Genomic DNA, 20,920 nt, shown 5'->3' with positions numbered 1-20,920 from the left:
TTTCGCGCCGCGCGGCACAAAAAAGGTGACGAGAGCGCGCGACGCACCCGCCACCTTTCATCTCACGCGGTGGTCTCTTCCCCACCCTGCGTGCCTTCCAGCACAGCGTCCGCAATCTTGCTCGTCAGAAGGCGCACGGCGCGAATCGCGTCGTCGTTGCCCGGGATCACGTAGTCAATCTCGTCAGGATCGCAATTCGTGTCGACAATGGCCACAATCGGAATCCCGAGCTTGCGAGCTTCAGCCACCGCAATGCGCTCCTTGCGAGGATCAATAATGAAGAGCGCGTCCGGAAGCTTTTTCATCCCCTTGATGCCGCCCAAGAACTTCTCCAGCCGCTCGCGTTCCTTCCGGAGCAGGATGACCTCTTTCTTCGGCAGGACTTCGAACGTCCCATCCTCCTCCATCTGCTCGAGCTCCTGCAGGCGGCGAATGCGCTTCTGAATCGTATTGAAGTTCGTCAGCGTGCCGCCCAGCCAGCGCTGGTTCACGTAAAACATCCCGCAGCGCTCGGCCTCTTCCTTGACAGCCTCCTGAGCCTGCTTCTTCGTGCCGACGAACAGCACGGTGCCACCCGACGCGGCGAGATCTCGCACGAAGTTGTACGCCTCTTCCACCTTGCGAACGGTCTTCTGCAGGTCGATGATGTAGATACCGTTGCGCTCCGTGAAAATGTACCGCGCCATCTTCGGATTCCAGCGGCGCGTCTGGTGTCCGAAGTGCACGCCCGCCTCGAGCAACTGCTTCATCGAAATGATGGCCAAGCCGATTTCCTCCTTTTTGTTTTCCCTCCGGACCGATCATCCGCAACGCCGACCCATCGGGCACCGTACGCCGCATCCCGATCCGTGCGTATTCGATTCAAAGGTACGCACCGCTCCATACTATACCACAGCGATACGAACACCAGCAACCGTCCGTAGCCATCGGCGCGCCCACCGGAACTACCCATTTCACTCCATTTTTAAGGCATATCACCCAGGTGTTTCGTCCGTGACCCGGCTTCCTGCTTCTGCATTGTCTACAGTGTGCCGCGAAAGCGCGCGGTTCGCGGTGCAAAACCTGCCTGGAAAGCGAGGGAAGCCCATGGCGACGAACAACTTCAATATCGCCAACTCGATTCGCCAACTTCATCTCGGGGAAGTCGTCACCGTGTTTACCACCGCGGGTGGAACGGGCGGAGGTGGGTACACGGGCGCTATCGTCGGGGTGGACAGCAACAACCTCTACCTCCTGCTCGCGCCCGCTTCTGCGCCGAGTGGCGCCACCGGAACCTTCGGCACAGCGGGAAGCGGAACCACGTTCGGCGCGCTCGCAACGATTCCGCTCGGCCAGATCACGTCGATCATCCAAAACGACTTGTGAGTTCTCGCGGGCGAGAGGACTCTCCTCTCGCTCGCGGATTCCCTTGTTTTGCACGTCGCACCCAAGAAGCTTACCACTCGCTCAACGCGATATGCGGCGCACCACACAGGCGATTTGGTCGTAGCGAATGATGGCTTCGGCGACCACGGGGCACTGAGTGCTGCCAGACTCTCCCTCGTGCGCAAACAATCCGAGGTGCAAGTAGGAGGGCGTCGATCTCAGCACCACGCCGGTAAACCCTGGGTTGGCAGGGCCGAGGCCCAGCGTGTACACAGTGACGACGTCTCCGATGTGAATCTCCTGGGATTCCAGGCGAATGGGGGTCTTGAGCGCTTCAGACACAGCACCTACTGCGCCCGCATTCGGCTCTCCCACGCGCCGCTCGTCTGACCGAATTTTTCCTTGTCCTCCACCCGGATCTGCGCCTCTCTCGATCCCTGCACGCCACACCGATGGTGCGATCCACGCCCTCGAGGCAGGAGCCCTGCACCGCCCCTTCAGCACACGATGTCCACTCGTCTTCACCCGTTCTCCCTCGCCCCATCGCGGTCTGTAAAGCGACGTCCAAAGCCAAAGCTGGCTGAACACACGCATGGCCCATTGTACGCGACGAGGAAGGAAAACGGTGACGGCTCGGGAGGGCGTGGATAGCACCCAAGCGACGCAGGGGCTCGTCAATGAACGCCCGGCTCTGAAGGCTCTACCCTACACAACAGCTGCTCGACCCTTGCGATCTCGTCCGCCGACACGCCCAGCAGATCCCGAATCTCGTCTCGAGATCGGCCTTCGTGAAGGAGGTCAAGAATCGAAAAATACAGGCGCTCTTGAGACGCATGGACGCTCGGGCGCGCAGGCTCGCGGTCCTCCGTCCACGCGTCAACCGCCCCCGCCGAGGCCCCTTGCTCGCCCTTCTCCGCAGCCGACTCAAGCGGAGCTTCGTGCTGAAAGTCAAGTTCAGAGAGCCCCTCCATCTGCTTGGGGACAAAATCGCCGTTTACCGCGTGGTTCCCGCCATGCCTCGCACCATGCAGAGCCTCGCCGACCTCTGCGGTCATCCGAGCCACCGCCGTCTCAAGCGCCTGAATTCGCGCCTCGAGTATTCGGCTTCGCTGGTCCCATTCCCGGTACAACTCTTCGAGAACCTGGATCGCCAAACGCGCGTCCGAGGTCCTCTCAACGGCCACGGGTTCCCACCGCGCGCGTTCTGCTGACAAACCAGCGTTTTTGGGCGAGCCCTGGCTCGCGCCGCGCAAGCGCCATTGAGATGCCATCCACCGGAAAAACCTCGGATACCCGGGTGCGTTTTCCAAGCGCCACTTAAGGCGTACAGCATGGCGAGGAGCACCATACACACCGCGGCCAAGATGAGCGTCTCCCACACCTTTTCGTTCCCCCCTTCCTCGCGTCAAAGCACTCGCATGTCGCCTCTGACCGTTCGCACAGTGAGCACACACGACGGCAAGTCAAACCATAAGGTCCTGCCTTGATGTCCACCCACGTCTCTTCCGATAACAGGGATTCCTCTGTCCGCAAGCCGCTTTTTCACCGCCTCCGCATTGCGCTCTCCGACGCGAAGCGTCTCCATCTTCACGCCTTGAAACATCTGCGCTCCGCCGGCGTACTTCGCGCGGAGGCGCAGAGGACTCCCGCCCGCATGCACAATCTCGCGGATGAGCCAGTCAATCGCGGTGTCCGCGTATTTTTGCGGCGCCTTGGTGTCAGGCGAAGGGCTCTCGGGCAGCATCACATGTGCCAATCCCGCCACATGGCCTACGGCATCGTAGATCACCACACCCACGCACGAGCCGAGGCCTGTCGTCACCAGCCGACCCGGACCGCGGAGGATGGCCCCTTCGGCGATGCCCACGCGAATCTCGACCTCATCGTCAACCACGAGGCATCTTTCCCCGAAGGGTGTCAAAGAGTCTCGAAGCGCTCTCGAAATCCGGAAGAAGGAAAAAATGCATTTGAATCTCACGCCCACCATGTGTGACGAGCGTCGAGATGAGCAGCACCTGATTGTCCTCTCCGCTTCCATACATGAGCCCAATGTCGAGAAGCGCTGAGGCCATATCGACGGCGACTGCCGGGATGGATTGCGTGATGCGAAAGCCGCACAAATCGGCAATCGCGGCGACGTAGGCCCCTGAAAGGATATTGCCAACCTCTCCGAGCGCGGAATACTCCATCTCGCCGTAGGGATGGCCGCGTTCCCGCCCCGGAATAAGCTCATTCACGAGGCGCTCCGCGCTCTCGATCGACAACACAACAAACATATTCCCCGCGATCTCGCCCTCGATCCGGATATACACGGCGACGACCATCGTGTCGTTGCCGCCGACGACGTCCACCACCTCCGCGAATCGGCACAGCCTGGCGTCCGTGACCGACATGCGCACAACGCCGCCCAGCAATGCGGAAAACGCCGTGGCGGCGTGTCCCGCTCCGATATTGCCGAACTCCCGCAGCGCGTCGAGATCGGCTGCGCTAAGATCATAGGGATTCATCCGTACACCAACTTTTCCACCTGTTTGAGTTGCTCCGATTCAACGGCCGAAAAGACCCGTTCCAAGTTGAGCAGCACAAGGAGATCGTCGCCGAGTCGCGCGACACCCCGAAGGTACACGGCCTCCAGACCTCCAACGACAGACGGCGGGGGCTCCACGGATTCCGGCGCGATTGGGACCACGTCTTCGACCGCATCCACCAACATGCCTACGGCCATCCCGTCTAGCTCCGCGACGACAATTCGCCTCTCTTCGTCGTCCACGGACACGTGCCTCAACCCGACGCGTTCCGCGAGATCGATCACCGGGACAATCGCGCCGCGCAAATGCATGACGCCCTTGATGAAGGGCAAGGTCCGCGGCACGGGCGTGATATCCCCGACGCGTTCCACCGATCTCACCTGAGAGACATGCGCGCCGTACCGCTCGGAGCCCACGCGCATGACGACATACGAATCCACGAAACGTCCCTCCTTCCCCGCTACGCGGAATTGGCAATAAAGCGCACGTCGAGAATGAGCGACACTCGGCCATCGCCGAGAACTGTGGCGCCGGCGAACTCCCGAACATGCTGCAGAAATCGGCCGAGCGGCTTGTTCACGACCTCGAGCTCATCTAGGACTTGATCGACGAGAAGAGCGAGCCTCCGCTTCCCATCTCGGCACACGACCACCGTCTGCGGGTACCCCTCGCGGCGAGCGCCCAGCGCCAATCGCTCCGCCAGGTCCACAATGGGCACAATGCCCTTCTCATCTCGAAGCACGGGTCGCTCCTGCACGTGACGTATGTCATCTCTTGTCAGCCTTCGCACCTCATCCACATTCGCCGTCGGGATGGCGAATACCTGCCCTCGGACTGACACCAAGAGGGCCGGCAGGATAGCGAGCGTCAGCGGCAATTGAATGATGAACGTCGTCCCCGCCCCGAGAACCGACTGCAAGCGAATCTGGCCCCCCAGGGCCTCGACTTTTTCTCGCACGGCGTCAAGCCCTACGCCCCGCCCTGAGATGTCCGAGACGCGCTCCGCGGTGCTGAACCCCGGCCGAAACAGAAGCGCGAAAACCGACTCGTCCGACATGGATGCACCTTCCTCCGGCGCAACCCATCCCTTGGCAATAGCTGTCTGCAAAACCCGATCGCGGTCAATCCCACGGCCATCGTCCGACACCTCGAGAAACACCTGGCCGCCCGATGTGTACGCGGAAAGCCGAACGGTGCCGCGCCGGGGCTTGCCTTGAGACTCACGTACTTCGGGGGGCTCAAGGCCGTGATCGACCGCATTTCGGAGAAGATGCACAAGCACCTCGCCCATCTCCTCGAGGACGACACGATCCATCTCCGTGTCCAGGCCGGTCATCACAAAGTCGAGCTCACGGCGAAGACGGCGCTCGAGGTCGCGCATCATGCGCGGATAGCGATGGAAGACCGTTTCGACCAGGACCATTCTAAGGCGCGTCAGCCCGTCCTGGATGTCGGCCACAAGGCGGTCCAACCGCTCAGCCGCCTCCTTTAAGTCTGGGTCATCCGAGGCTGCCACCAAGGTGGCAAGCCGCGTCTTGGTGATGACGAGATCGCTCAAGGCATTCATGAGCTCGTCCGCCTTGCGGACCGGGACACGAAGGGTCGCGTCCCGCCGCAAATCCGCACCGGAAGCGAGCGCGCCGAACGATGGCCGCGACATCGAGTCCTTGACGGACAGATCGTCCCGCTCTGGACGGGGCTTATCTGTCACAGGCGTGGAAGGAACCTCGTTCACCTTGGAGACGTCACAGGCCGACACGTCGGTGATGTCCAGCACGGCCTCGCGCACACGCGCGATCTCGCCAGGCGATACGAGGACGGCCGCGAAAGCCTCTGTGGCCTCGACCTGTCCGGCCATGACTTGGTCTTCTGCAGGATGGGCCCCCATGAACGTCGCCGAAGCCTTCAAGGCTTGGTACGCCATCGCCAAACGCACGCCGGGCATGATGCACTCGGGGACGAGGCGGAGATGGATGGTATAAAGCTCTTTGTTCTCTGCCGCAGCCCGGCGCGCCCAATCCGAAAGATTCGCAAAAGGTGCGCGGGACGAGTCGCGCGGCTCGAACGTGCCTTCGGATCGGGAAAGCGCGCCTGCGAGCGCCGCCAGCACGTCGTCATCCGTCTCTTCAGGTTCCTGAGATGAGGCGGCGATAGCCTGTAGCCGTGCTCGCATGCGGTCGACCGCCGACAGCAGGGCGTCCACGTGCCGCGGCTCCACAGGAACATGCGCGTCGCGAAGGGCTCCAAGTAGGTCCTCCACGCGGTGGGTCAAGGTCGCCAACTTGGAGAACCCCATGGTCGCGCTCATGCCTTTCGGGGTGTGCGCGGCCCGAAACATCTCGTCGAGCAGATCAGGCCTCGAACCGTCTCGCTCAAGCGTGAGGCAGAGCGTCTCCAAGCGTTCGACGTTTTCCATCGCCTCCGCCAAAAAGGCTTCCAGGTATTCCTCGTGCACCGTGTCACCTCCCGACCTGACACAAGTCGGTCAGACGATGGGCGATGGATCCGAGCGGGACAACCTCGTCCACCCATCCATACTCTCTCGCGCGGCGCGGCATCCCGTCGACGACGGCCGTCTCCCGGGCCTCTGCAATGGCAAGGCCCCCAGATTCGCGAATGGCTCGGAGGCCGTCCACTCCATCTCGCCCCATGCCCGTGAGCAGCACCCCGATGGCTCGAATGCCGGGAAGGCAAGCCGCGCTCGAAAACAACGCGTCGATCGAAGGCAGGTAGCGGTCTGTGGGCGTCGGCGGCCGAACCCGGCAGCGAAGCTCGCCGCCGTCAAGCACGACCTCGGTAACCCTGCCGCCCGGCGCGACGTAGCATTGTCCCGCTGTGACAGCCAACCCGTCTCGCGCCTCGCGCACGGGCCAGGCACTCTCCCGATGAAGCCGCTCCGCAAACGGTGCTGTGAAGGTCGCGGGCAAATGTTGCGCAATCAGGACGGCGCATGCGTCGAGAAGCGGAAGTTCCCGTAAAATCGCGGTAACCGCAGCTGGGCCGCCCGTCGAAGCGCCCATCACGATGAGCTGCCGGATGCCGTGCGCGCCTTCGGTCATCGGGCCGCCCCCTCTCCGTTCACGCGATGCCCGCGAGAATGCACTCGTTCTCGAATCCAGCGGGCCAGTTGGCGATAACCCACGGCAGCGGGCGATCCCGGCACATGTTGCAGCAGCGGCCGCCGCGCCATGACGCTCGTCACCAGCGCCGGATCGTCCCGAATCATTCCTGCGTACGTCACCCGCATGTGCAGGAACTTCGCGGCCGCGTCCACAAGACGCGCGGCCGTGTCGTCAGCTTCCGCCTTGGACTTCGCTCGATTCACAACGAGCCACGGTTCCACGCCGAGTCCCTTCGCGTGCATCCACTTCAAAAGCGCATATCCATCCGTGATGGCTGTGGGCTCCGGCGTGACCACGCAAATGGGATGCGCCCCCTGTCGCAACATCCGCTCCGCGAACGCGTGCACGCCCGGCGCGCAGTCCAAGAGCACCCAGGCATACCTCGCCGAGACGCGCGCAATGCTTTGCCAAAGCCTGTCCCAGCCACTTCCGCCCACGTCGTCGAAAAACCTCCCACTCCCGCCTGCCAGCACGTCCACGTGCGGCCTGGGCGCCAGCAGGGCTTCCTCCAGCGGCGCGCCCGCGGCGACGTCGCAGAGGGTCAGGACGGGCGTCGAGTCAAACAGAATCTCCACGTCGGCGAACCCCGCATCCGCGTCAATGAGGAGCACCCGCATGGCGTCTTCCGCGAACGCGATCGCCAGGTTGACGCACAGGTTCGACTTTCCGACCCCCCTTTTCCGCTCATGATGGCAAACACGGGCGCAGACCAAAAACCCGCCTCGCGGCCGACAGGTTGGGATGAAGTGTCAGGGGCAACCTGTTGTTCTTTCCGCCAGAGCGACATCTGCTCTCGGAGGCGCGACGCCTGATCAGCCATGGCCATGAGCCTCCCTCCACGGCGTCAACAGGTCCGACACCGACAGGATGTCGATGTCGTCCGGGACATTCTGGCCGGTGGTCACATAGGCGATGGGCAACTGGCACATGGCCACAAGACTTGGGATCATGCCGACGGATGAGGTCTCATCCAGCTTTGTGAAGATGAACTTGTCCACGCTCAGCGGTTTCGCCATGTCAGCAATTTTCAGCGCGTCGGCTGGCTTCGTGGCGAGCGAGACGACGAGCAGCACCTCATCCGCCTCGATGGGCGCGAGCATGCGCTTGGTCTGCTCGATGGAAGCCGGGTTCAAAAAGTTTCTTCCCGCGGTGTCCACGAGGACGAGATCGCACGACGAAAGGGCGGCCAGGGCAGAAGGCACATCCTCTGGTTCATCCGCAATCGCAATCGGCACGTTCAGGATGTCCGCATACGTCTTCAGCTGCTCCACCGCCGCAATGCGAAACGTGTCCGTGGTCAAGAGGCCGACGCGGCGCTTACCGGCGAGGACGTGCAGTGCGGCAATTTTGGCGATGGTCGTCGTCTTTCCCACGCCAGTCGGACCCACGAAGGCGACCATGCGACTGTCCCGCCGAATGGGTGCAGGAAGGGCGAGTGCCCCGAGATCGGACTGAATCGCTTCGATGAGCGCTGCCGCGAGAGCCGGACGGTCTCCCGGCGCGACGGGGTGACCGAGCGCCATGCGCGCCCACCGATCCGCCAGGACTGCGTCGACACCTTCTGCCTGCAGGAAGGTGCGCCAGCGTTGCAGTGGCTCGTGATCACCGCCCGATGGCGCGTCACCCCGCTGTTTCACCTCGGCGAGCATTTGCTTGATCTCGGCGATCTCACTCGCTAGCTGAGACCACACCTCCCGAGCCGGCGGCGCGGACGAACGTTCCCCCGCGGATCCCAACATCGCCATCCTCAGGGCTTGCCCGAAGCTCGCCCCAGCCGTCGCAGCGAGCTCCTCTTTTGCAGCTGCCATCACCTCGATGCGGCGCTCGGATCGAAGGCCGAGCCACTTGCGCACGCGAATATTCCGCGTGCTCAGGATGACCGCATCTTGGCCGAGTTCCCGCCGGATGGACGCGACGGCCTCAGGCATGTCCTTGACCACATAACGGCGCACGATCACGTCACATTCACCACGCCTCCGCTATGAATCGAGATGGACGGATCCAGTTCGGCAAACGACAAGACAGGCAAATCCGGCACGTAGCGGCGAACCAAGCGGCTCAGTGGCAGCCGCAGCCGAGGATGAACCAGAAGGACAGGGGATTTTCCTGTGCCTTGGAGCTCGGTCCACTGTTCTTTGAGCCTGCGGAACAAGGCCTGCGCCCTTTGAGGCTCCAGGCCGATGGACAACGCGCCGCCCTGTTCAACGACAGCCTGCTGCATCTCGCGCTCGAGGGCCGGATCGAACGTGAGCACGGTGAGCCCGTCGTCACCCTGGGTGTATTGCGCGCAGATGTGGCGCGCCAAGCGCTGCCGGACCTTCTCGGTGAGCTGATCCACGTCCTGCGTCTGCCGACCCGCGTCGGCCAGCGCCTCGAGGATGGTCACCAGATCGCGAATCGGAACGCCTTCTTCGAGCAGGTTGCAGAGCACGCGCTGAATGTGCCCAAGCGACAGCGTACCGGGATACACGTCTTCGACCACGGCGGGATGCGTCTGCTTGAGATGATCCAGCAGTTCCTTCACTTGCTGGCGGCCGAGCAGCTCGTGCGCGTGGCGCCGAAGCACCTCCGTGAGGTGCGTCGCCATGACAGATGGCGGATCGACGACGGTATACCCGCTCGCCTCGGCGCGCAACTTCATGTCACCGGTCACCCAGAGCGCGGGTAGGCCGAACGTGGGATCTCGGGTCGGAATGCCCTTGATCTCCGGATTGTCGATCCCGGGGCTCAGCGCGAGCCAGTGTCCCATGAGGATTTCGCCTCGCGCGACTTCAACCCCTTTCAACTTGATCACGTATTGCGTGGGCTTGAGGAGCACGTTGTCCCGCATGCGCACCATGGGCAGGACGACTCCCAGGTCCGTGGCGAGCTGCCTGCGAATCATGGCCACGCGCTCCATGAAATCGCCGCCCTGCCGCGCGTCCACCAGCGGGATGAGGCCATACCCAAATTCGAACTCAACCGGCTCCACCGTGATGAGTTGATAGACGTTCTCGGGCTTCTTCGCCTCGGACCGCTTCTGCCGGGCCTTCTCCTCTTCTTCCCGCTTCCGCTGCTGCGCCCGGCTTCGCTCGGCCCGCCGAGCCATCAAGGTTGCGCCGCCGGCAATGGGGATGACCGGCAAGATTCCGATGGGCGTGATGAGGCCGAGCAACAAGAGGGCGCCGCTCACCACATACAGGGCCCGGGCGTAGCCAAACACCTGCTTGACCACGTCCGCGCCCATGTTTTGGTCCGTGGCTGCGCGAGACACCATGAGCCCGGTGGCGGTCGACAGGAGGAGGGCCGGAATCTGGCTCACGAGGCCGTCGCCCACAGAGAGCATCGTGTACGTGTGCAGCGCTTGGCTGAACGAGTCGTGCTGCATCGCGACGCCGATGATGAGCCCCGCGACGACATTGATGACCACGATGACCATGGACGCGATCGCGTCGCCCTTGACAAACTTGGATGCGCCGTCCATCGCTCCGTAAAAGTCGGCCTCCTGCTGGATCTTCTCGCGCCGCCTGCGCGCCTCGGCCTCCTGAATGAGTCCGGCGTTGAGATCCGCGTCAATGGCGAGCTGTTTCCCTGGCATCGCGTCGAGCGTGAAGCGGGCCGCCACCTCCGCCACGCGCTCCGCCCCGCGCGTGATGACGACATACTGCACAATGATAATGATGAGAAACACGATAAATCCGACGACCGGGTTGTTCCCGATGACAAAGTTCCCGAACGTCTGAATGACCGCCCCCGCGTTGCCCTGGCTCAGGATGAGCCGCGTCGTCGAGATGTTCAGCGACAGCCGGTACAGCGTGGTGACCAGGAGCAGGGACGGAAAAATGGAAAACTCAAGCGGCTCGGCCGTGTTCATGGCGACGAGCAGAATGGTCATGGACACGAACATGTTGAACAGAATCAGCACGTCCAACAGCGGGCGCGGGATGGGAATCACGATCATCACGATGGTCCAAAGGACGAACAGCATGACCATCAGATCGGTCCGCTTCAACCACTTGGCCATCGCCCGTCACCTCCGCCCTTTTGCCCGCATGCGGTACACATACGCGAGCACTTCCGCAACCGCCTGATACAGATCGGGCGGGATCTCTTGACCGATGTCGACCGTTCGGTACAGCGTCTGAGCGAGGGGTGGATTCTCCACAAGCGGTACTTGATGCTCTTCGGCCCTCCTGCGGATCTCTTGCGCGACGAAGTCGGCTCCTTTTGCCACCACCTGCGGCGCGTTCATCTTGTCGCTCTGGTAAACCAGGGCCACCGCATAGTGTGTCGGGTTCGTAATCACGACGTCCGCCTTGGCGACGTTCTGCATCATGCGCCTGGAAGCAATCTGGCGGGCGCGCCGGCGCACGGCGGACTTGAGGAGCGGATTGCCTTCCGTCTCCTTGAGTTCGTCTTTTAGCTCCTGCTTGGACATGCGAAGGCTGCGCTCCAGGCTGTAACGTTGATACGCGTAGTCGATGGCAGCGATGGCGACCATCGCGCACGCGACGCGAATCGCGAGGTTGAAGACAGCGCGGCCGAGGATCCCTGGCACGGCATCGAGTTCCACCGCGGAAAGATTGACCATCTGATGGGCGAGCGATGCCAGGGACGTGTACGCGACACCCACCACGACCGCGAGCTTGAGCAGTGACTTGAGCGCTTCAAGCGCCCCTTGCAGGCTCGCGATCCGACGCAAGCCCGTCGCAGGCGAGATGCGATTCAAGTCTGGCAGCAGAAGCTGCGGGACAAACATCGGTCGAACCTGCATCAGCGCCGCGGCCAGTCCAATCACGGCAGCCACCGCGGCGATGGGCAACATCATGTGTGCAGCAGCCACGACCTGGGCTGCCATCAAGGCGCGAACACTTTCGACCGTCCACGACCTCGGGATAGAGCCGCCGAGATCGCGCTGAATCAGGTTTTCCCATTCGCCCCACACCGCGGGGCCGAGGATGCGAAGCGCCACAAGCACCGCCGCAAATGCCACAGCCGAAGTCAGCTCGGAGCTGCGGGCCACGCGACCTTCCTTCCGTGCTTCCTGGCGCCGCCTGGGAGTCGCCTGTTCGGTGCGTTCACCCGCGGCGAATCGCTGGAGTTGCAGCGTACGCATCCTTCACCCTCCGATTAGGCGCATGACACTTTGCAGATTCAGAAACACGACGTTCAGCAACTGACGGAACAAACCCACGGTCACCGGTAGGGCGACCGCGAACGAGGCGAGCCCGATGAAGAGCTTGGCGGGCAACTCGACCACAAAAGCGTTCATCTGCGGCACGGCGCGCGCAAGAAGCGCGAACGTGACGTCGCACAAAAACAGGCTGGCAAACACAGGAAGGGCCACGTCGACACCCATGAGCATGACGGTGCCCATGGTCTGAGCACAGAGCGTCATCCAGTCCTTTGGAAGGTGCCAATCCGCGATGGGGATGAGCCGGAAGGACTCGAGGACGGCATTCGATAGCCCGCCAAGCCCCCCCATGCCGATGAACAACAGAGAAAACCACACGTTGTACACGCTGCTGAACACGCCTGCCTGCTGCCCGAATCCCGGCATGGCGAGATCGGCGACCGCCATGCCGATTTGAAGATCGACCAGTTGGCCCGCGATGTTGATGGTGTTGAAAAGCCACGTGGCCACAAAACCCAACACGACCCCGACGACCGCCTCGAGCGCGAAGTCGACGACAAACGCCCCCGGTTGGGTCGCAATGTCGGGAACCAAAGCATGGACTGAAGGCACCGCGAATGCAGCCAGCGCCAGGGCAAGCGCCACTTTGGCGAGATTCGGCCAATAGGCGCTGGACAAAATGGGCGCAGCGAGGATGAACCCGCTGGTTCTCGCGGCCATGAGCAAAAACAAGTTCACATGTTCGAGGATGTCGTTTACCATTCACATCACGTACTGCATCAGGTTGCCGAGTATGGAGTTCGTAAAATCGATGAGGTTTTGCAACATCCACGGTCCGAAGGCCAGGAGCGCGATCACGACCGCGATAATCTTCGGAATGAACGCCAGCGTCTGCTCCTGAAGCTGTGTCGTCGCCTGGAAAATGCTTACTACCAGTCCCATGGCCAATCCGAGAAGAAGGACTGGCGCCGTAATCTTGACGACGAGCCACATCACCTGGGCCGCAAGGCCAATCACGTAGGTATCGGTCATCGGGCTTCCTCCCTGCGCTATGAGGCGTAGCCGGCGAGCAGCGATTTGACGACGAGGTACCAGCCGTTGACCATCACAAATAACAGCACCTTGAACGGTAGCGAGATCATGACAGGCGGCAACATCATCATGCCCATGGACATGAGCGTCGTGGACACGACGAGATCAATCACCAGAAACGGAAGATAGATCATGAACCCGATTTGGAACGCCGTCTGCAACTCGCTGAGGGTGAACGCCGGCACCAACGCAGACATCGCGATGCTTTCAGGGTGGCGCTCCATCTCGGGGGTCAAGGTCTCGTGGCGATAGGCGAGGAAGAGTTCCAGATCCTCTGTCCTCGTCTGCTTGGCCATGAAGACCTTGAAGGGCGCTTCCGCCCGCTCGATGGCGACCGTTTGCGAGATCTGTCCGCGAAGGTAGGGCTGAAGCGCCTGTGTATTGGCCTGTTGCAGCGTCGGTTGCATGACGAACAACGTGATAAACAGTGCAAGCCCGACCAACACCTGGTTGGGGGGCGACGTCTGCAGCGACAACGCGTTGCGCACAAACGACAAGACCACAATCACGCGAGTGAAACAGGTCATCAGGATGAGCGCTGCGGGTGCCAACGTGAGCGCGGTCAACAAAAGCACGATCTTCACCGTGTTGGCCACCGCTGTGGGTCCGGAGCCTCCGACGGAGACGCTCACCCCGGGTATCGCAGGTGCGGTCGGCGAAGTTTGCGCGTGCACAAACGGCGGATGCCAACCTAAGACGAAGACCGCCATCCCCAGAGCCACTCCGACCGCGCCCGCGAGGCACCGTCCCCGGCCATCCCGGCCTTTGCTCCTCATTCCTCCCGCCGCCTTTCTCTCAATCGGTCCAAGGCCTCCCGCAGTGCGGCGGCAAAGCCCTCCGGATCCTCCGCAAGCGCCTCTTGAAAATGCGGATACTCGTCCGTGACGTCCGCCAAGAGGCGAACGTCCTCGCCGACGCCGATGAGATACAGCTTCGCGCCCACACGCACGACTTGCACCGACTTGTTCGGCGCCACCTGGCGCGCAGCCACCACCTCGATATGTCCTCGGGCCGAGACTCCTGCGCGCCTGCCGAGCACTCGGAACAAAAACGCGATGAGGAGGAGAATGACCGCGAGCGCCACCACCAGCTGGATGTACGCCCACACGCCGCTGCCCGCCGCAAGCGGTTCATCTTTCGCCGCCCATATGGTTTGCGGGATCATGAGGATGAGCGCGCACGCTACCGCGCTCCCCACGCTCTGGGCCGCGGACCATCGTCCCATGGAGCGCATCACCGGAGCGCCTTCTGCACCGCTTCGACGACGCGATCGGCCTGAAACGGCTTGACGATAAAATCCTTGGCCCCCGCCTGAATAGCCTCGATGACCATCGCCTGCTGCCCCATCGCAGAGCAGACGATAATGCGCGCGTTCGGGTCGATTTGCCGAATGCGCTTGATGGCTTCAATCCCGTCGACCTCCGGCATCGTGATATCCATCGTGACAAGGTCCGGGCGGAGCTCTTGATAACGCTCGACGGCCTGCGCCCCGTCAGCCGCCTCTCCCACCACGACGTGCCCGTTCTTGGTCAGGATGTCTTTGATCATCATCCGCATGAAGGCGGCGTCATCCACCACCAGAATGTTTGCCATGGCCCATGCCTCCCACCAGGTGTATTTCGCTCAGGGCAGCGGGTCGATCCGTTTATCCGCCTGCACAATATCGGTGACGCGCACACCGAAGTTTTCGTCGATCACGACCACCTCGCCGATCGCGATCTTCTTTTGGTTCACGTAGATATCCACCGGTTCACCCGCAAGCTTGTCCAATTCCAAAATCGAACCGGGAGCAAGTTCCAGAATCTCGCGAATGAGTTTCTTGGCGCGCCCGAGCTCCACGGTCACGTTGAGCGGCACGTCGTATAGCAGCGACAGATTGGCCACCGGTCGCCCGTCGCGCGGCTTCGTCTCGTCTTCGAACTCTGGAAAAACCGGACGCTTGACGGCAACGCTCGGCGCTTCGTCCGCTTGCCCGCGATTCGAGGCCTGTGCATCGTCGCGCGGCTCAGTTCCGGCGGAATCTGCGGCAACGCTGTCGCGCCCCTCACCGGCTTGCCAAGCCTCGGACGCCGTCGCGTTCGTATGTACTTGCATGGACCGCACCAATTCGCGCGCGAATGGAACGGGCATCAGCTGCATGATGTGCGAATCGATGAGGTCATGCACATACAGGCGAAACTCGACGTTGACGAGTTCCTCCGCAGGCCCAAAGGCCGCCTGCGCTTCGTCCGGCGTGAACGTCACCACCCTGACGGAGGGCGGAGAGATGTTAATGTACCGGCCGAACAGCTGGCTCATGGCCGTGGCCGCACTGCCCATCATCTGATTCATCGCTTCGCCTACGGCGCTGAGTTCCAGATCGCCAAGGTCGCCGCTTGAGTCGTCCGGCGCCCGCCCCATCATGAGATCCGCAATACGTCTTGCGTCCTCAATTTCGATGGCGAGCGCATTCGTGCCTTGCAACCCTTCGGTAAAATCCACCTGCACTAACACGTACGGCGTCGGGAACCGGCTCTCCACCTCGGAGCGCGGAAGGATGCTCACAACGGGCGTCGTGATATCCACCCGCCGGCCGAGCAGGGACGAAAGCGAAGTGGCGGCCGATCCAAAGCAGATGTTTCCTATTTCCCCCAAGACGTCGATCTCGTCCTCTGTCAACTGCGCCTTCCCGCCACTCGCGGCCGCCTGTTCAGCCGCCCCAGCGCGCAGCAGGGCGTCGATCTCGTCCTGAGACAGTTTCATGTCATCGTCCACCATCGACATCCGCCTCCCACTGGCCCACGATCTTCACCGCGTACATGCGGTTTCGCTTCCCAACGCTCGCCCAGAACGCAGGTCTTCCATCCACGTAGACGACGGCCGGATCGCGAATGGTTTGCCGCAGCACGATGGTATCGCCCTCGCATAGGTCGAGGATCTCCCGAACGGTCAACTCGGCCTGCCCGACTTCCACCCGAACGTTCACAGGAACGCTCAAAAGCTTGGCGCGCAGTTCGTCATTTACCTGCCGCCTGCCGCTATGAAACGCCGGGTCCATGTAATACCGATTGCTCAGCTTGGACAGAACCGGTTCGATGGTCACGTGCGGAATGCACAGATTGACCAGCCCCGTCGTTTCACCCACGCGGACGCTGATGGTCACCACGAGCACCGTCTCATTGGGCGTGGTGAGCTGCAAGAACTGCGGGTTGCTCTCGAGCGACACAAACTGGGGATCGAGGTCGATCACGCTCTTCCAAGCCTCGGCCAGGATGGTCGGCACTTGTTCAAACAACCGGCGAAACAGGGAAACTTCGATGTCTGTCAGCTCTCGCACGCGATACGGTCCCGCGCTGTCGCCGCCCATGTACTTGTCCAGCATGGCGAACACGACTTGCGGATTCATCTCCATCACCATGCGACCCTCGAGAGGGTGCATATCGTAGACCTGCAGGACGGTGAGCGGCGGAATGGAACGAATGAACTCGTCATACGGAACCTGGTCGACCGACTCCACCTGAATCTGCGGCACCGACCTCAGTTGCCCCGAGAGCTGGCTCGTCAGCAGCCGGCAAAAGTGTTCGTGCATGCGCCGCAGCACGCGCAGATGGTCCTTCGAAAACCGCATCGCGCGCCGAAAATCGTAGACCCTCACCCGCGGATGGGCGTTCGCCCGTTGCTCGGCTTCGGGATCGATCTCGCCCGTCCGAATCGCGTAGAGCAGGGCATCGATTTCAGACTGGGATAAGACCTCGGACAACGTCTCACCTCCTCACTGCACCAGGACTTGCGAAAGATACACCGCCGTGACTTTTCCTGCTGGAAGCAGGCGGTTAACCTGGCTCACGATGGTCGCCTTCAGGCGGTTCAAACCGGCGTCGGTGCGAAGTTCGTCCGACGTGAACTCGCGCATGATGCCGTTCACCGCGTCCGAAATCTGCGGCTCCATCAGGTTCAGCTCGTTCTTCGTACTCTTGGAATCCGCCTGCAAGGTCAGCGTGAATTGAATGATCCCGCTTCCGGCCAGGTTGGTGGTCATCTGGGGCAAGGTGACCTGAAGATCCGCCATCTGTTTCGCGGAGAGCTTGGGCGGAGCGCCGCCTGCAGCGTGATGTTTCTTGGAATACAGCAAATAGCCGATGGCCGCTCCGGCGATCACCACGATGCCGAGAACGATCATCAGCATCGTCCGCACAGCCTTCTTCATGCCCCGCCCTCCTCATCGCGCACGGGCGCCGCAACGAGGCCAATCCGCCGGTACACCTCGATCATCTTTGACGCGATGGTCTCCGGATCCTCCAAAACCACGTACTTGTGTCCGTTGGTCAGCGTCACTACGGAGTCCGGCGTCCCTTCGACCAACTCGATATGCAGCGGATTAAGCCAAACGACGGTCCCATTTAATCGCGTCAAAGCAATCATGCGCGCATCTCCCTGGGGCGCGGCAAGGCCGCGCCCTCACTCGCCTCACGAGTTCTTCATATTGACAAGCGCCTGCAGGATGGCGTTGTCGGTGCCGATCATGTGCGTGTTCGCCACGTACGCGTTCTGCGCGACGATCATTTCCGCGAACTGCTGCGACAAGTCGACGTTCGAACCCTCCAGTTCGCCAGACGCAAGCGTGCCGTACGTCCCCTGCCCTGGTGTCCAATAGGTCGGCTGACCAGCCGCCGGGCTCGACGCGCTGAACAGGTTGTCGCCCACGCTCACGAGCCCTTGCGGATTCGGAACCTGGGCGAGGGCGAGGTAACCGAGCACTTCGGTGTATGTCGTCGGCCCGCTCGACGTGGAAGTTCCAGTAGTCCCCGAAGAGTTTCCCGAAGATGGAGTGTACGTAAACGTCGCGGTGATCGCACCGTTCGACCCGATGCTCACATTCGACACCTGGACCTGGGAAGCAGTTGCCGAACCGGCTGATGATACGTTTTTTGCACCCAGTCCAGAGCCCATTGCGCCACGTTGACTTGCTTCGACGGAGGACTCGTGGACGCGGTTGAGGGCGGAGAAGGCGACGTCGAACTAGAAGTCGACCCAGAACCGGACGAACCAGAAGACGACGATCCAGAAGACGAAGAACCTGAGGTCGCCTCATACCCTTCGGCAACCACCCCGTTCGGCAACACGAGGTTGCCCGCGCTGTCCACCGAGAAGTTCCCGGCCCGGGTCAGATACGTGTTCGTCCCATCCGTCACGACAAAGAACCCGTTGCCCTGAATGGCGACGTTCGTCGGAACGCCCGTGGTCTCGTCCGGACCCTGCGACATGTCCATCTGGGTCGCCGCCACCTGCACGCCGAGCCCCACCTGCTCCGGGTTCGTTCCGCCGAGGCCTGTCGTGGCACTGGAACCGCCCGTGCCCGGCGCTGTTCCGGCCGTGCCCAAGGACATCGTCTGGCTTAGTAGATCTGCGAATTGCACATCTGATTGCTTAAATCCCACCGTCTCGACGTTCGCGATGTTGTTGCCCACCACGTCGAGATCCGTCTGAAAGGCCTGCATGCCTGAGATGGCCGAATTCATGGAACGAAGCATGTCAAGTTCCCTCCAATCGCGCCGTCCCCCGGAGTTCGGTCGGTCCCTCCGGGCAGGCCCCCTAGCGGTCCGGCCTGGACACAAAGACGACGCTGTCGATTTGGGTGACAATAGGATGTTCCTCGTGCTTCAAGGCGGTCACCAGCGTTCGCGACGGCAGGTGCACCACAAAACCGACATCTCCCATCACCATGTAGGCGTCCCGCGCGCCCTTCGATTCGGCCTGTTTGGCCGCCTGCTCCATCGCCCGCCAGTCCGCGGAAGTCAGCGAGATGCCGCGCTCCTCCATGCGATGCGTGGCGTGCTGACTCACGCGCCAGGATGCAAGCGCGTCCTGCATCAACTGGCGAAACGCCCCAGGTTCACTGCGCGTTGTCGAAGCGAGTGTGCCTCCATGGATCGAAAGATTGGCACCCTGCCATGCCCAGGAAACCGGATCGATCACGCCATGCCAACCACCTGAGTCAACGGATACGAAGTTCCATTGACGACGATTTGAGGTGTGCCTTGATTCATGGTCACAGACGACACCGTTCCCTGAACCTGATTCCCACTCGCGTCCTGGACCGTGACCGACGCCCCAATGAGGCTGTGCGCCATCAGCAGGCTCATCTCGCTCTCCAAGTTTTGGACAGCGTTCAGAACCTGCGCATCGGTCTGTGCCACCTGAGTCATCTCCTCGAGTGCGCTGAACTGCGCCAACTGCGCGAGCATCTGCGTGTTATCGACGGGATCGAGCGGATCCTGATTTTGCAACTGCGTGACCAAAAGCTGCATGAAGTCGTTCTCGTTCAGCGAGTTCATCCAGGTCTGTGAAGCGTTGGCACTGGAAGAACTCGTGGTCCCGCTCTGCGCGGCCGTCTGCGCGCTGGCCAAACCGTTTACAGGTGTGCTGAGAGACGAAGTTGGGTTGACCGCCACAATTCCCCTCCTCACGCATAGAGATTGATGAGCGACATCGGGTATTCGCCCTTGGCTCCATACCCCGCGCGCGCCAGGCGGCTGGAACTGAGGGTCCCGGCGCCCGCGGTTCCCCCCACCGAACCGTCGCCTCGATCTCGTTGCCGCTCCCCGCCTCCCGCTTCGCCAGCGTCCGTCGCCAATCCGACGCTCACGTCGCGGACGGACAAGCCGCCCTGCGCCATCTGTTGCATCAGCGTCGGAAGCTGTGCGGCCAATAGGTTCGCGCTTGCGGCGGTCGAAGCCACAAGCTGGATCTGGAGACCTTCGTCGCCGTGGTGGACAATCACTTTCATGGATCCCAACTCTTTGGGTTCGAGCGCCACGGTCAACGTCTTCGGGTCGGCGCCCTCCGTCGACGTCACCCACGCTCGCAGATCCTCGCCCAGCGAGCCGAGCGTTGACGTCACCGATGCTCGAATGTCGGATTTCGCGACGTCGCTCCGTTGTGCGTATTGATCAACCGATCCAATGACCGGCGCCGCGACCGACGCGCGCAATTCGTTTACCGCCGCCGAGTGGGAAGTCGTCTCGCCGCTCGAAGACGATATCGGACGCTCGGTTCGCCCATGGGTCCGTTCCGGTTTCGCCATGGCGTCGTTTCCAAGGAGCACGCGGTTTGATTCGACGCTGACCTCGGATCCGCTCGTGCCTCTCACACTTGACACCCCGATGTGATCGACCGACACGCGTGCCACGCGCTGGACGCCGCGTGTGGCGACACTTGCGTGCGGATCCGCCTGGGGAGTACGTTGCACGGCCGCTGTCTCCTGCGCCTTTTCAGCCACCTGTGCGGTTCGGGCGGAATGCACCCATGCCCCGCGGTCACGCGTATCCAAAAGTCGATCGCCCGCTTGAGGCGTACCCTCCGCGCCTCCGTCCGCCCGTTGGATGCCATCCGAAGGAGTGGCTGTCGCAGACGGCCGGTGCACCATCGCCCATCCCTGAGAGAGCATGCGCTCGGTGCTCACATCGCCTGGCGCACGGACAAGCGATGTTTCCGCTGCAGAAGGCGTTTCGGCGCGCCCCGACGGGGATTCTTGCACCTCCCCCCTTGCGCTCGCTGCCGCGTGTCCGGCCGTGCGGTACAGCGCCCCGGCTTGCGCAAAGATAGCTGCCCAAACCTCGGACAGGTCCAGCTCATGCTTACCTTTCGCCGCGGGTTTTTTGCCTCCATCGTCTGCATTCGCCTGGGCCGGTGCTCCGGTCACTCGCATCACGTCCACAGAT

General features: G+C 62.1%; 27 protein-coding genes. 1 reads left to right on the top strand and 26 read right to left on the bottom strand.

The window, feature by feature from the left end:
- Positions 1-62 precede the first annotated feature (62 nt).
- Positions 63-764: a 30S ribosomal protein S2 gene (rpsB, locus tag TC41_RS06265; RefSeq protein WP_008336545.1), complete on the bottom strand. Its 702-nt coding sequence runs from the start codon at positions 762-764 to the stop codon at positions 63-65.
- Between the two features lie 322 nt (positions 765-1,086).
- Between rpsB and TC41_RS06260 the strand changes: the two genes are divergently transcribed.
- Entirely contained in the window at positions 1,087-1,365 is a 279-nt protein-coding gene (locus TC41_RS06260) for a hypothetical protein (RefSeq protein ID WP_041695123.1), read from the top strand.
- Positions 1,366-1,446: 81 nt separating this feature from the next.
- On the opposite strand, the gene TC41_RS06255 is transcribed toward TC41_RS06260, so the two are convergent.
- From TC41_RS06255 to fliK, 25 genes are all read right to left on the bottom strand, one after another.
- Positions 1,447-1,707, bottom strand: coding sequence for a hypothetical protein (locus TC41_RS06255; protein WP_014464171.1), 261 nt, complete (start codon positions 1,705-1,707; stop codon positions 1,447-1,449).
- A gap of 332 nt (positions 1,708-2,039) precedes the next feature.
- Positions 2,040-2,636, bottom strand: a complete 597-nt coding sequence (locus tag TC41_RS06250) for a hypothetical protein (protein WP_148260134.1) — start codon at positions 2,634-2,636, stop codon at positions 2,040-2,042.
- 134 nt (positions 2,637-2,770) lie between these two features.
- Positions 2,771-3,259 carry a chemotaxis protein CheD gene (locus tag TC41_RS06245; protein WP_014464169.1) on the bottom strand — a complete coding sequence of 163 codons (489 nt, stop codon included), beginning with the start codon at positions 3,257-3,259 and terminating at the stop codon, positions 2,771-2,773.
- Positions 3,252-3,872: a chemotaxis protein CheC gene (locus tag TC41_RS06240; RefSeq protein ID WP_014464168.1), complete on the bottom strand. Its 621-nt coding sequence runs from the start codon at positions 3,870-3,872 to the stop codon at positions 3,252-3,254. The genes TC41_RS06245 and TC41_RS06240 overlap by 8 nt, the downstream gene beginning before the upstream one ends.
- Complete coding sequence (locus tag TC41_RS06235) at positions 3,869-4,333, bottom strand: chemotaxis protein CheW (RefSeq protein WP_014464167.1); 465 nt, start codon at positions 4,331-4,333, stop codon at positions 3,869-3,871. Before TC41_RS06235 ends, TC41_RS06240 begins: the two co-directional genes overlap by 4 nt.
- A gap of 20 nt (positions 4,334-4,353) precedes the next feature.
- Positions 4,354-6,348, bottom strand: coding sequence for a chemotaxis protein CheA (locus TC41_RS06230; RefSeq protein WP_014464166.1), 1,995 nt, complete (start codon positions 6,346-6,348; stop codon positions 4,354-4,356).
- 4 nt (positions 6,349-6,352) lie between these two features.
- Positions 6,353-6,952: a CheB methylesterase domain-containing protein gene (locus TC41_RS06225; RefSeq protein WP_014464165.1), complete on the bottom strand. Its 600-nt coding sequence runs from the start codon at positions 6,950-6,952 to the stop codon at positions 6,353-6,355.
- Positions 6,949-7,728, bottom strand: a complete 780-nt coding sequence (locus tag TC41_RS06220) for a cellulose synthase operon protein YhjQ/BcsQ (protein ID WP_014464164.1) — start codon at positions 7,726-7,728, stop codon at positions 6,949-6,951. Before TC41_RS06220 ends, TC41_RS06225 begins: the two co-directional genes overlap by 4 nt.
- Positions 7,729-7,827: 99 nt before the next feature.
- Complete coding sequence (gene flhF / locus TC41_RS06215) at positions 7,828-8,973, bottom strand: flagellar biosynthesis protein FlhF (RefSeq protein ID WP_014464163.1); 1,146 nt, start codon at positions 8,971-8,973, stop codon at positions 7,828-7,830.
- On the bottom strand, positions 8,970-11,018 hold the full coding sequence (flhA, locus tag TC41_RS06210; RefSeq protein WP_014464162.1) for a flagellar biosynthesis protein FlhA: 2,049 nt from the start codon (positions 11,016-11,018) through the stop codon (positions 8,970-8,972). The genes flhF and flhA overlap by 4 nt, the downstream gene beginning before the upstream one ends.
- A 6-nt stretch (positions 11,019-11,024) precedes the next feature.
- Entirely contained in the window at positions 11,025-12,110 is a 1,086-nt protein-coding gene (gene flhB, locus TC41_RS06205; protein ID WP_014464161.1) for a flagellar biosynthesis protein FlhB, read from the bottom strand.
- A 3-nt stretch (positions 12,111-12,113) separates the two neighbouring features.
- Positions 12,114-12,890, bottom strand: a complete 777-nt coding sequence (locus TC41_RS06200; RefSeq protein WP_014464160.1) for a flagellar biosynthetic protein FliR — start codon at positions 12,888-12,890, stop codon at positions 12,114-12,116.
- Positions 12,891-13,160, bottom strand: a complete 270-nt coding sequence (gene fliQ, locus TC41_RS06195; protein WP_008336530.1) for a flagellar biosynthesis protein FliQ — start codon at positions 13,158-13,160, stop codon at positions 12,891-12,893. It lies immediately after the preceding gene.
- A gap of 17 nt (positions 13,161-13,177) precedes the next feature.
- A complete protein-coding gene (fliP, locus tag TC41_RS06190; protein WP_081462251.1) occupies positions 13,178-13,996 on the bottom strand; it encodes a flagellar type III secretion system pore protein FliP in 819 nt (272 codons plus the stop codon).
- The gene (locus tag TC41_RS06185; protein WP_041695736.1) at positions 13,993-14,454 is read right to left on the bottom strand and encodes a FliO/MopB family protein; all 462 of its coding nucleotides are present in this window, start codon (positions 14,452-14,454) and stop codon (positions 13,993-13,995) included. Before TC41_RS06185 ends, fliP begins: the two co-directional genes overlap by 4 nt.
- Entirely contained in the window at positions 14,454-14,813 is a 360-nt protein-coding gene (locus TC41_RS06180; protein WP_008336526.1) for a response regulator, read from the bottom strand. Before TC41_RS06180 ends, TC41_RS06185 begins: the two co-directional genes overlap by 1 nt.
- Before the next feature lie 30 nt (positions 14,814-14,843).
- Positions 14,844-15,977, bottom strand: a complete 1,134-nt coding sequence (fliY, locus tag TC41_RS06175; RefSeq protein ID WP_041695121.1) for a flagellar motor switch phosphatase FliY — start codon at positions 15,975-15,977, stop codon at positions 14,844-14,846.
- Positions 15,964-16,959 (bottom strand): flagellar motor switch protein FliM, encoded by a 996-nt coding sequence (fliM, locus tag TC41_RS06170; protein ID WP_014464156.1) that lies wholly within the window; start codon positions 16,957-16,959, stop codon positions 15,964-15,966. Before fliM ends, fliY begins: the two co-directional genes overlap by 14 nt.
- A gap of 12 nt (positions 16,960-16,971) precedes the next feature.
- On the bottom strand, positions 16,972-17,406 hold the full coding sequence (locus TC41_RS06165; protein ID WP_014464155.1) for a flagellar basal body-associated FliL family protein: 435 nt from the start codon (positions 17,404-17,406) through the stop codon (positions 16,972-16,974).
- Complete coding sequence (locus TC41_RS06160) at positions 17,403-17,621, bottom strand: flagellar FlbD family protein (RefSeq protein WP_014464154.1); 219 nt, start codon at positions 17,619-17,621, stop codon at positions 17,403-17,405. The genes TC41_RS06165 and TC41_RS06160 overlap by 4 nt, the downstream gene beginning before the upstream one ends.
- 45 nt (positions 17,622-17,666) lie before the next feature.
- Positions 17,667-18,083, bottom strand: coding sequence for a flagellar hook-basal body complex protein (locus TC41_RS17035; RefSeq protein ID WP_258165039.1), 417 nt, complete (start codon positions 18,081-18,083; stop codon positions 17,667-17,669).
- On the bottom strand, positions 18,071-18,730 hold the full coding sequence (locus TC41_RS17030) for a flagellar hook-basal body complex protein (RefSeq protein ID WP_014464152.1): 660 nt from the start codon (positions 18,728-18,730) through the stop codon (positions 18,071-18,073). Before TC41_RS17030 ends, TC41_RS17035 begins: the two co-directional genes overlap by 13 nt.
- A gap of 61 nt (positions 18,731-18,791) precedes the next feature.
- Positions 18,792-19,175, bottom strand: coding sequence for a hypothetical protein (locus TC41_RS06145; protein ID WP_014464151.1), 384 nt, complete (start codon positions 19,173-19,175; stop codon positions 18,792-18,794).
- The gene (locus TC41_RS06140) at positions 19,172-19,651 is read right to left on the bottom strand and encodes a flagellar hook capping FlgD N-terminal domain-containing protein (protein ID WP_041695120.1); all 480 of its coding nucleotides are present in this window, start codon (positions 19,649-19,651) and stop codon (positions 19,172-19,174) included. Before TC41_RS06140 ends, TC41_RS06145 begins: the two co-directional genes overlap by 4 nt.
- An 11-nt stretch (positions 19,652-19,662) precedes the next feature.
- Entirely contained in the window at positions 19,663-20,907 is a 1,245-nt protein-coding gene (gene fliK, locus TC41_RS06135; protein ID WP_237700097.1) for a flagellar hook-length control protein FliK, read from the bottom strand.
- Between the last annotated feature and the right edge of the window lie 13 nt (positions 20,908-20,920).

Source organism: Alicyclobacillus acidocaldarius subsp. acidocaldarius Tc-4-1, from assembly GCF_000219875.1.
GTDB lineage: Bacteria > Bacillota > Bacilli > Alicyclobacillales > Alicyclobacillaceae > Alicyclobacillus > Alicyclobacillus acidocaldarius_A.
Note: the sequence above shows the minus strand (reverse complement) of the source record. Positions and strands in the feature narration are given on the sequence as shown.

Excerpts from the sequence above, each read along its gene's own strand:
- TC41_RS06260 (WP_041695123.1), top strand. The coding sequence starts at position 1,087 with ATGGCGACGAACAACTTCAATATCGCCAACTCGATTCGCCAACTTCAT.
- TC41_RS06250 (WP_148260134.1), bottom strand. The coding sequence starts at position 2,636 with ATGGCATCTCAATGGCGCTTGCGCGGCGCGAGCCAGGGCTCGCCCAAA.
- TC41_RS06240 (WP_014464168.1), bottom strand. The coding sequence starts at position 3,872 with ATGAATCCCTATGATCTTAGCGCAGCCGATCTCGACGCGCTGCGGGAG.
- TC41_RS06225 (WP_014464165.1), bottom strand. The coding sequence starts at position 6,952 with ATGACCGAAGGCGCGCACGGCATCCGGCAGCTCATCGTGATGGGCGCT.
- flhA (WP_014464162.1), bottom strand. The coding sequence starts at position 11,018 with ATGGCCAAGTGGTTGAAGCGGACCGATCTGATGGTCATGCTGTTCGTC.
- flhB (WP_014464161.1), bottom strand. The coding sequence starts at position 12,110 with ATGCGTACGCTGCAACTCCAGCGATTCGCCGCGGGTGAACGCACCGAA.
- TC41_RS06200 (WP_014464160.1), bottom strand. The coding sequence starts at position 12,890 with ATGGTAAACGACATCCTCGAACATGTGAACTTGTTTTTGCTCATGGCC.
- fliQ (WP_008336530.1), bottom strand. The coding sequence starts at position 13,160 with ATGACCGATACCTACGTGATTGGCCTTGCGGCCCAGGTGATGTGGCTC.
- fliP (WP_081462251.1), bottom strand. The coding sequence starts at position 13,996 with ATGAGGAGCAAAGGCCGGGATGGCCGGGGACGGTGCCTCGCGGGCGCG.
- TC41_RS06185 (WP_041695736.1), bottom strand. The coding sequence starts at position 14,454 with ATGCGCTCCATGGGACGATGGTCCGCGGCCCAGAGCGTGGGGAGCGCG.
- TC41_RS06180 (WP_008336526.1), bottom strand. The coding sequence starts at position 14,813 with ATGGCAAACATTCTGGTGGTGGATGACGCCGCCTTCATGCGGATGATG.
- fliY (WP_041695121.1), bottom strand. The coding sequence starts at position 15,977 with ATGGTGGACGATGACATGAAACTGTCTCAGGACGAGATCGACGCCCTG.
- TC41_RS06165 (WP_014464155.1), bottom strand. The coding sequence starts at position 17,406 with ATGAAGAAGGCTGTGCGGACGATGCTGATGATCGTTCTCGGCATCGTG.
- TC41_RS06160 (WP_014464154.1), bottom strand. The coding sequence starts at position 17,621 with ATGATTGCTTTGACGCGATTAAATGGGACCGTCGTTTGGCTTAATCCG.
- TC41_RS17030 (WP_014464152.1), bottom strand. The coding sequence starts at position 18,730 with ATGCTTCGTTCCATGAATTCGGCCATCTCAGGCATGCAGGCCTTTCAG.
- fliK (WP_237700097.1), bottom strand. The coding sequence starts at position 20,907 with ATGCGAGTGACCGGAGCACCGGCCCAGGCGAATGCAGACGATGGAGGC.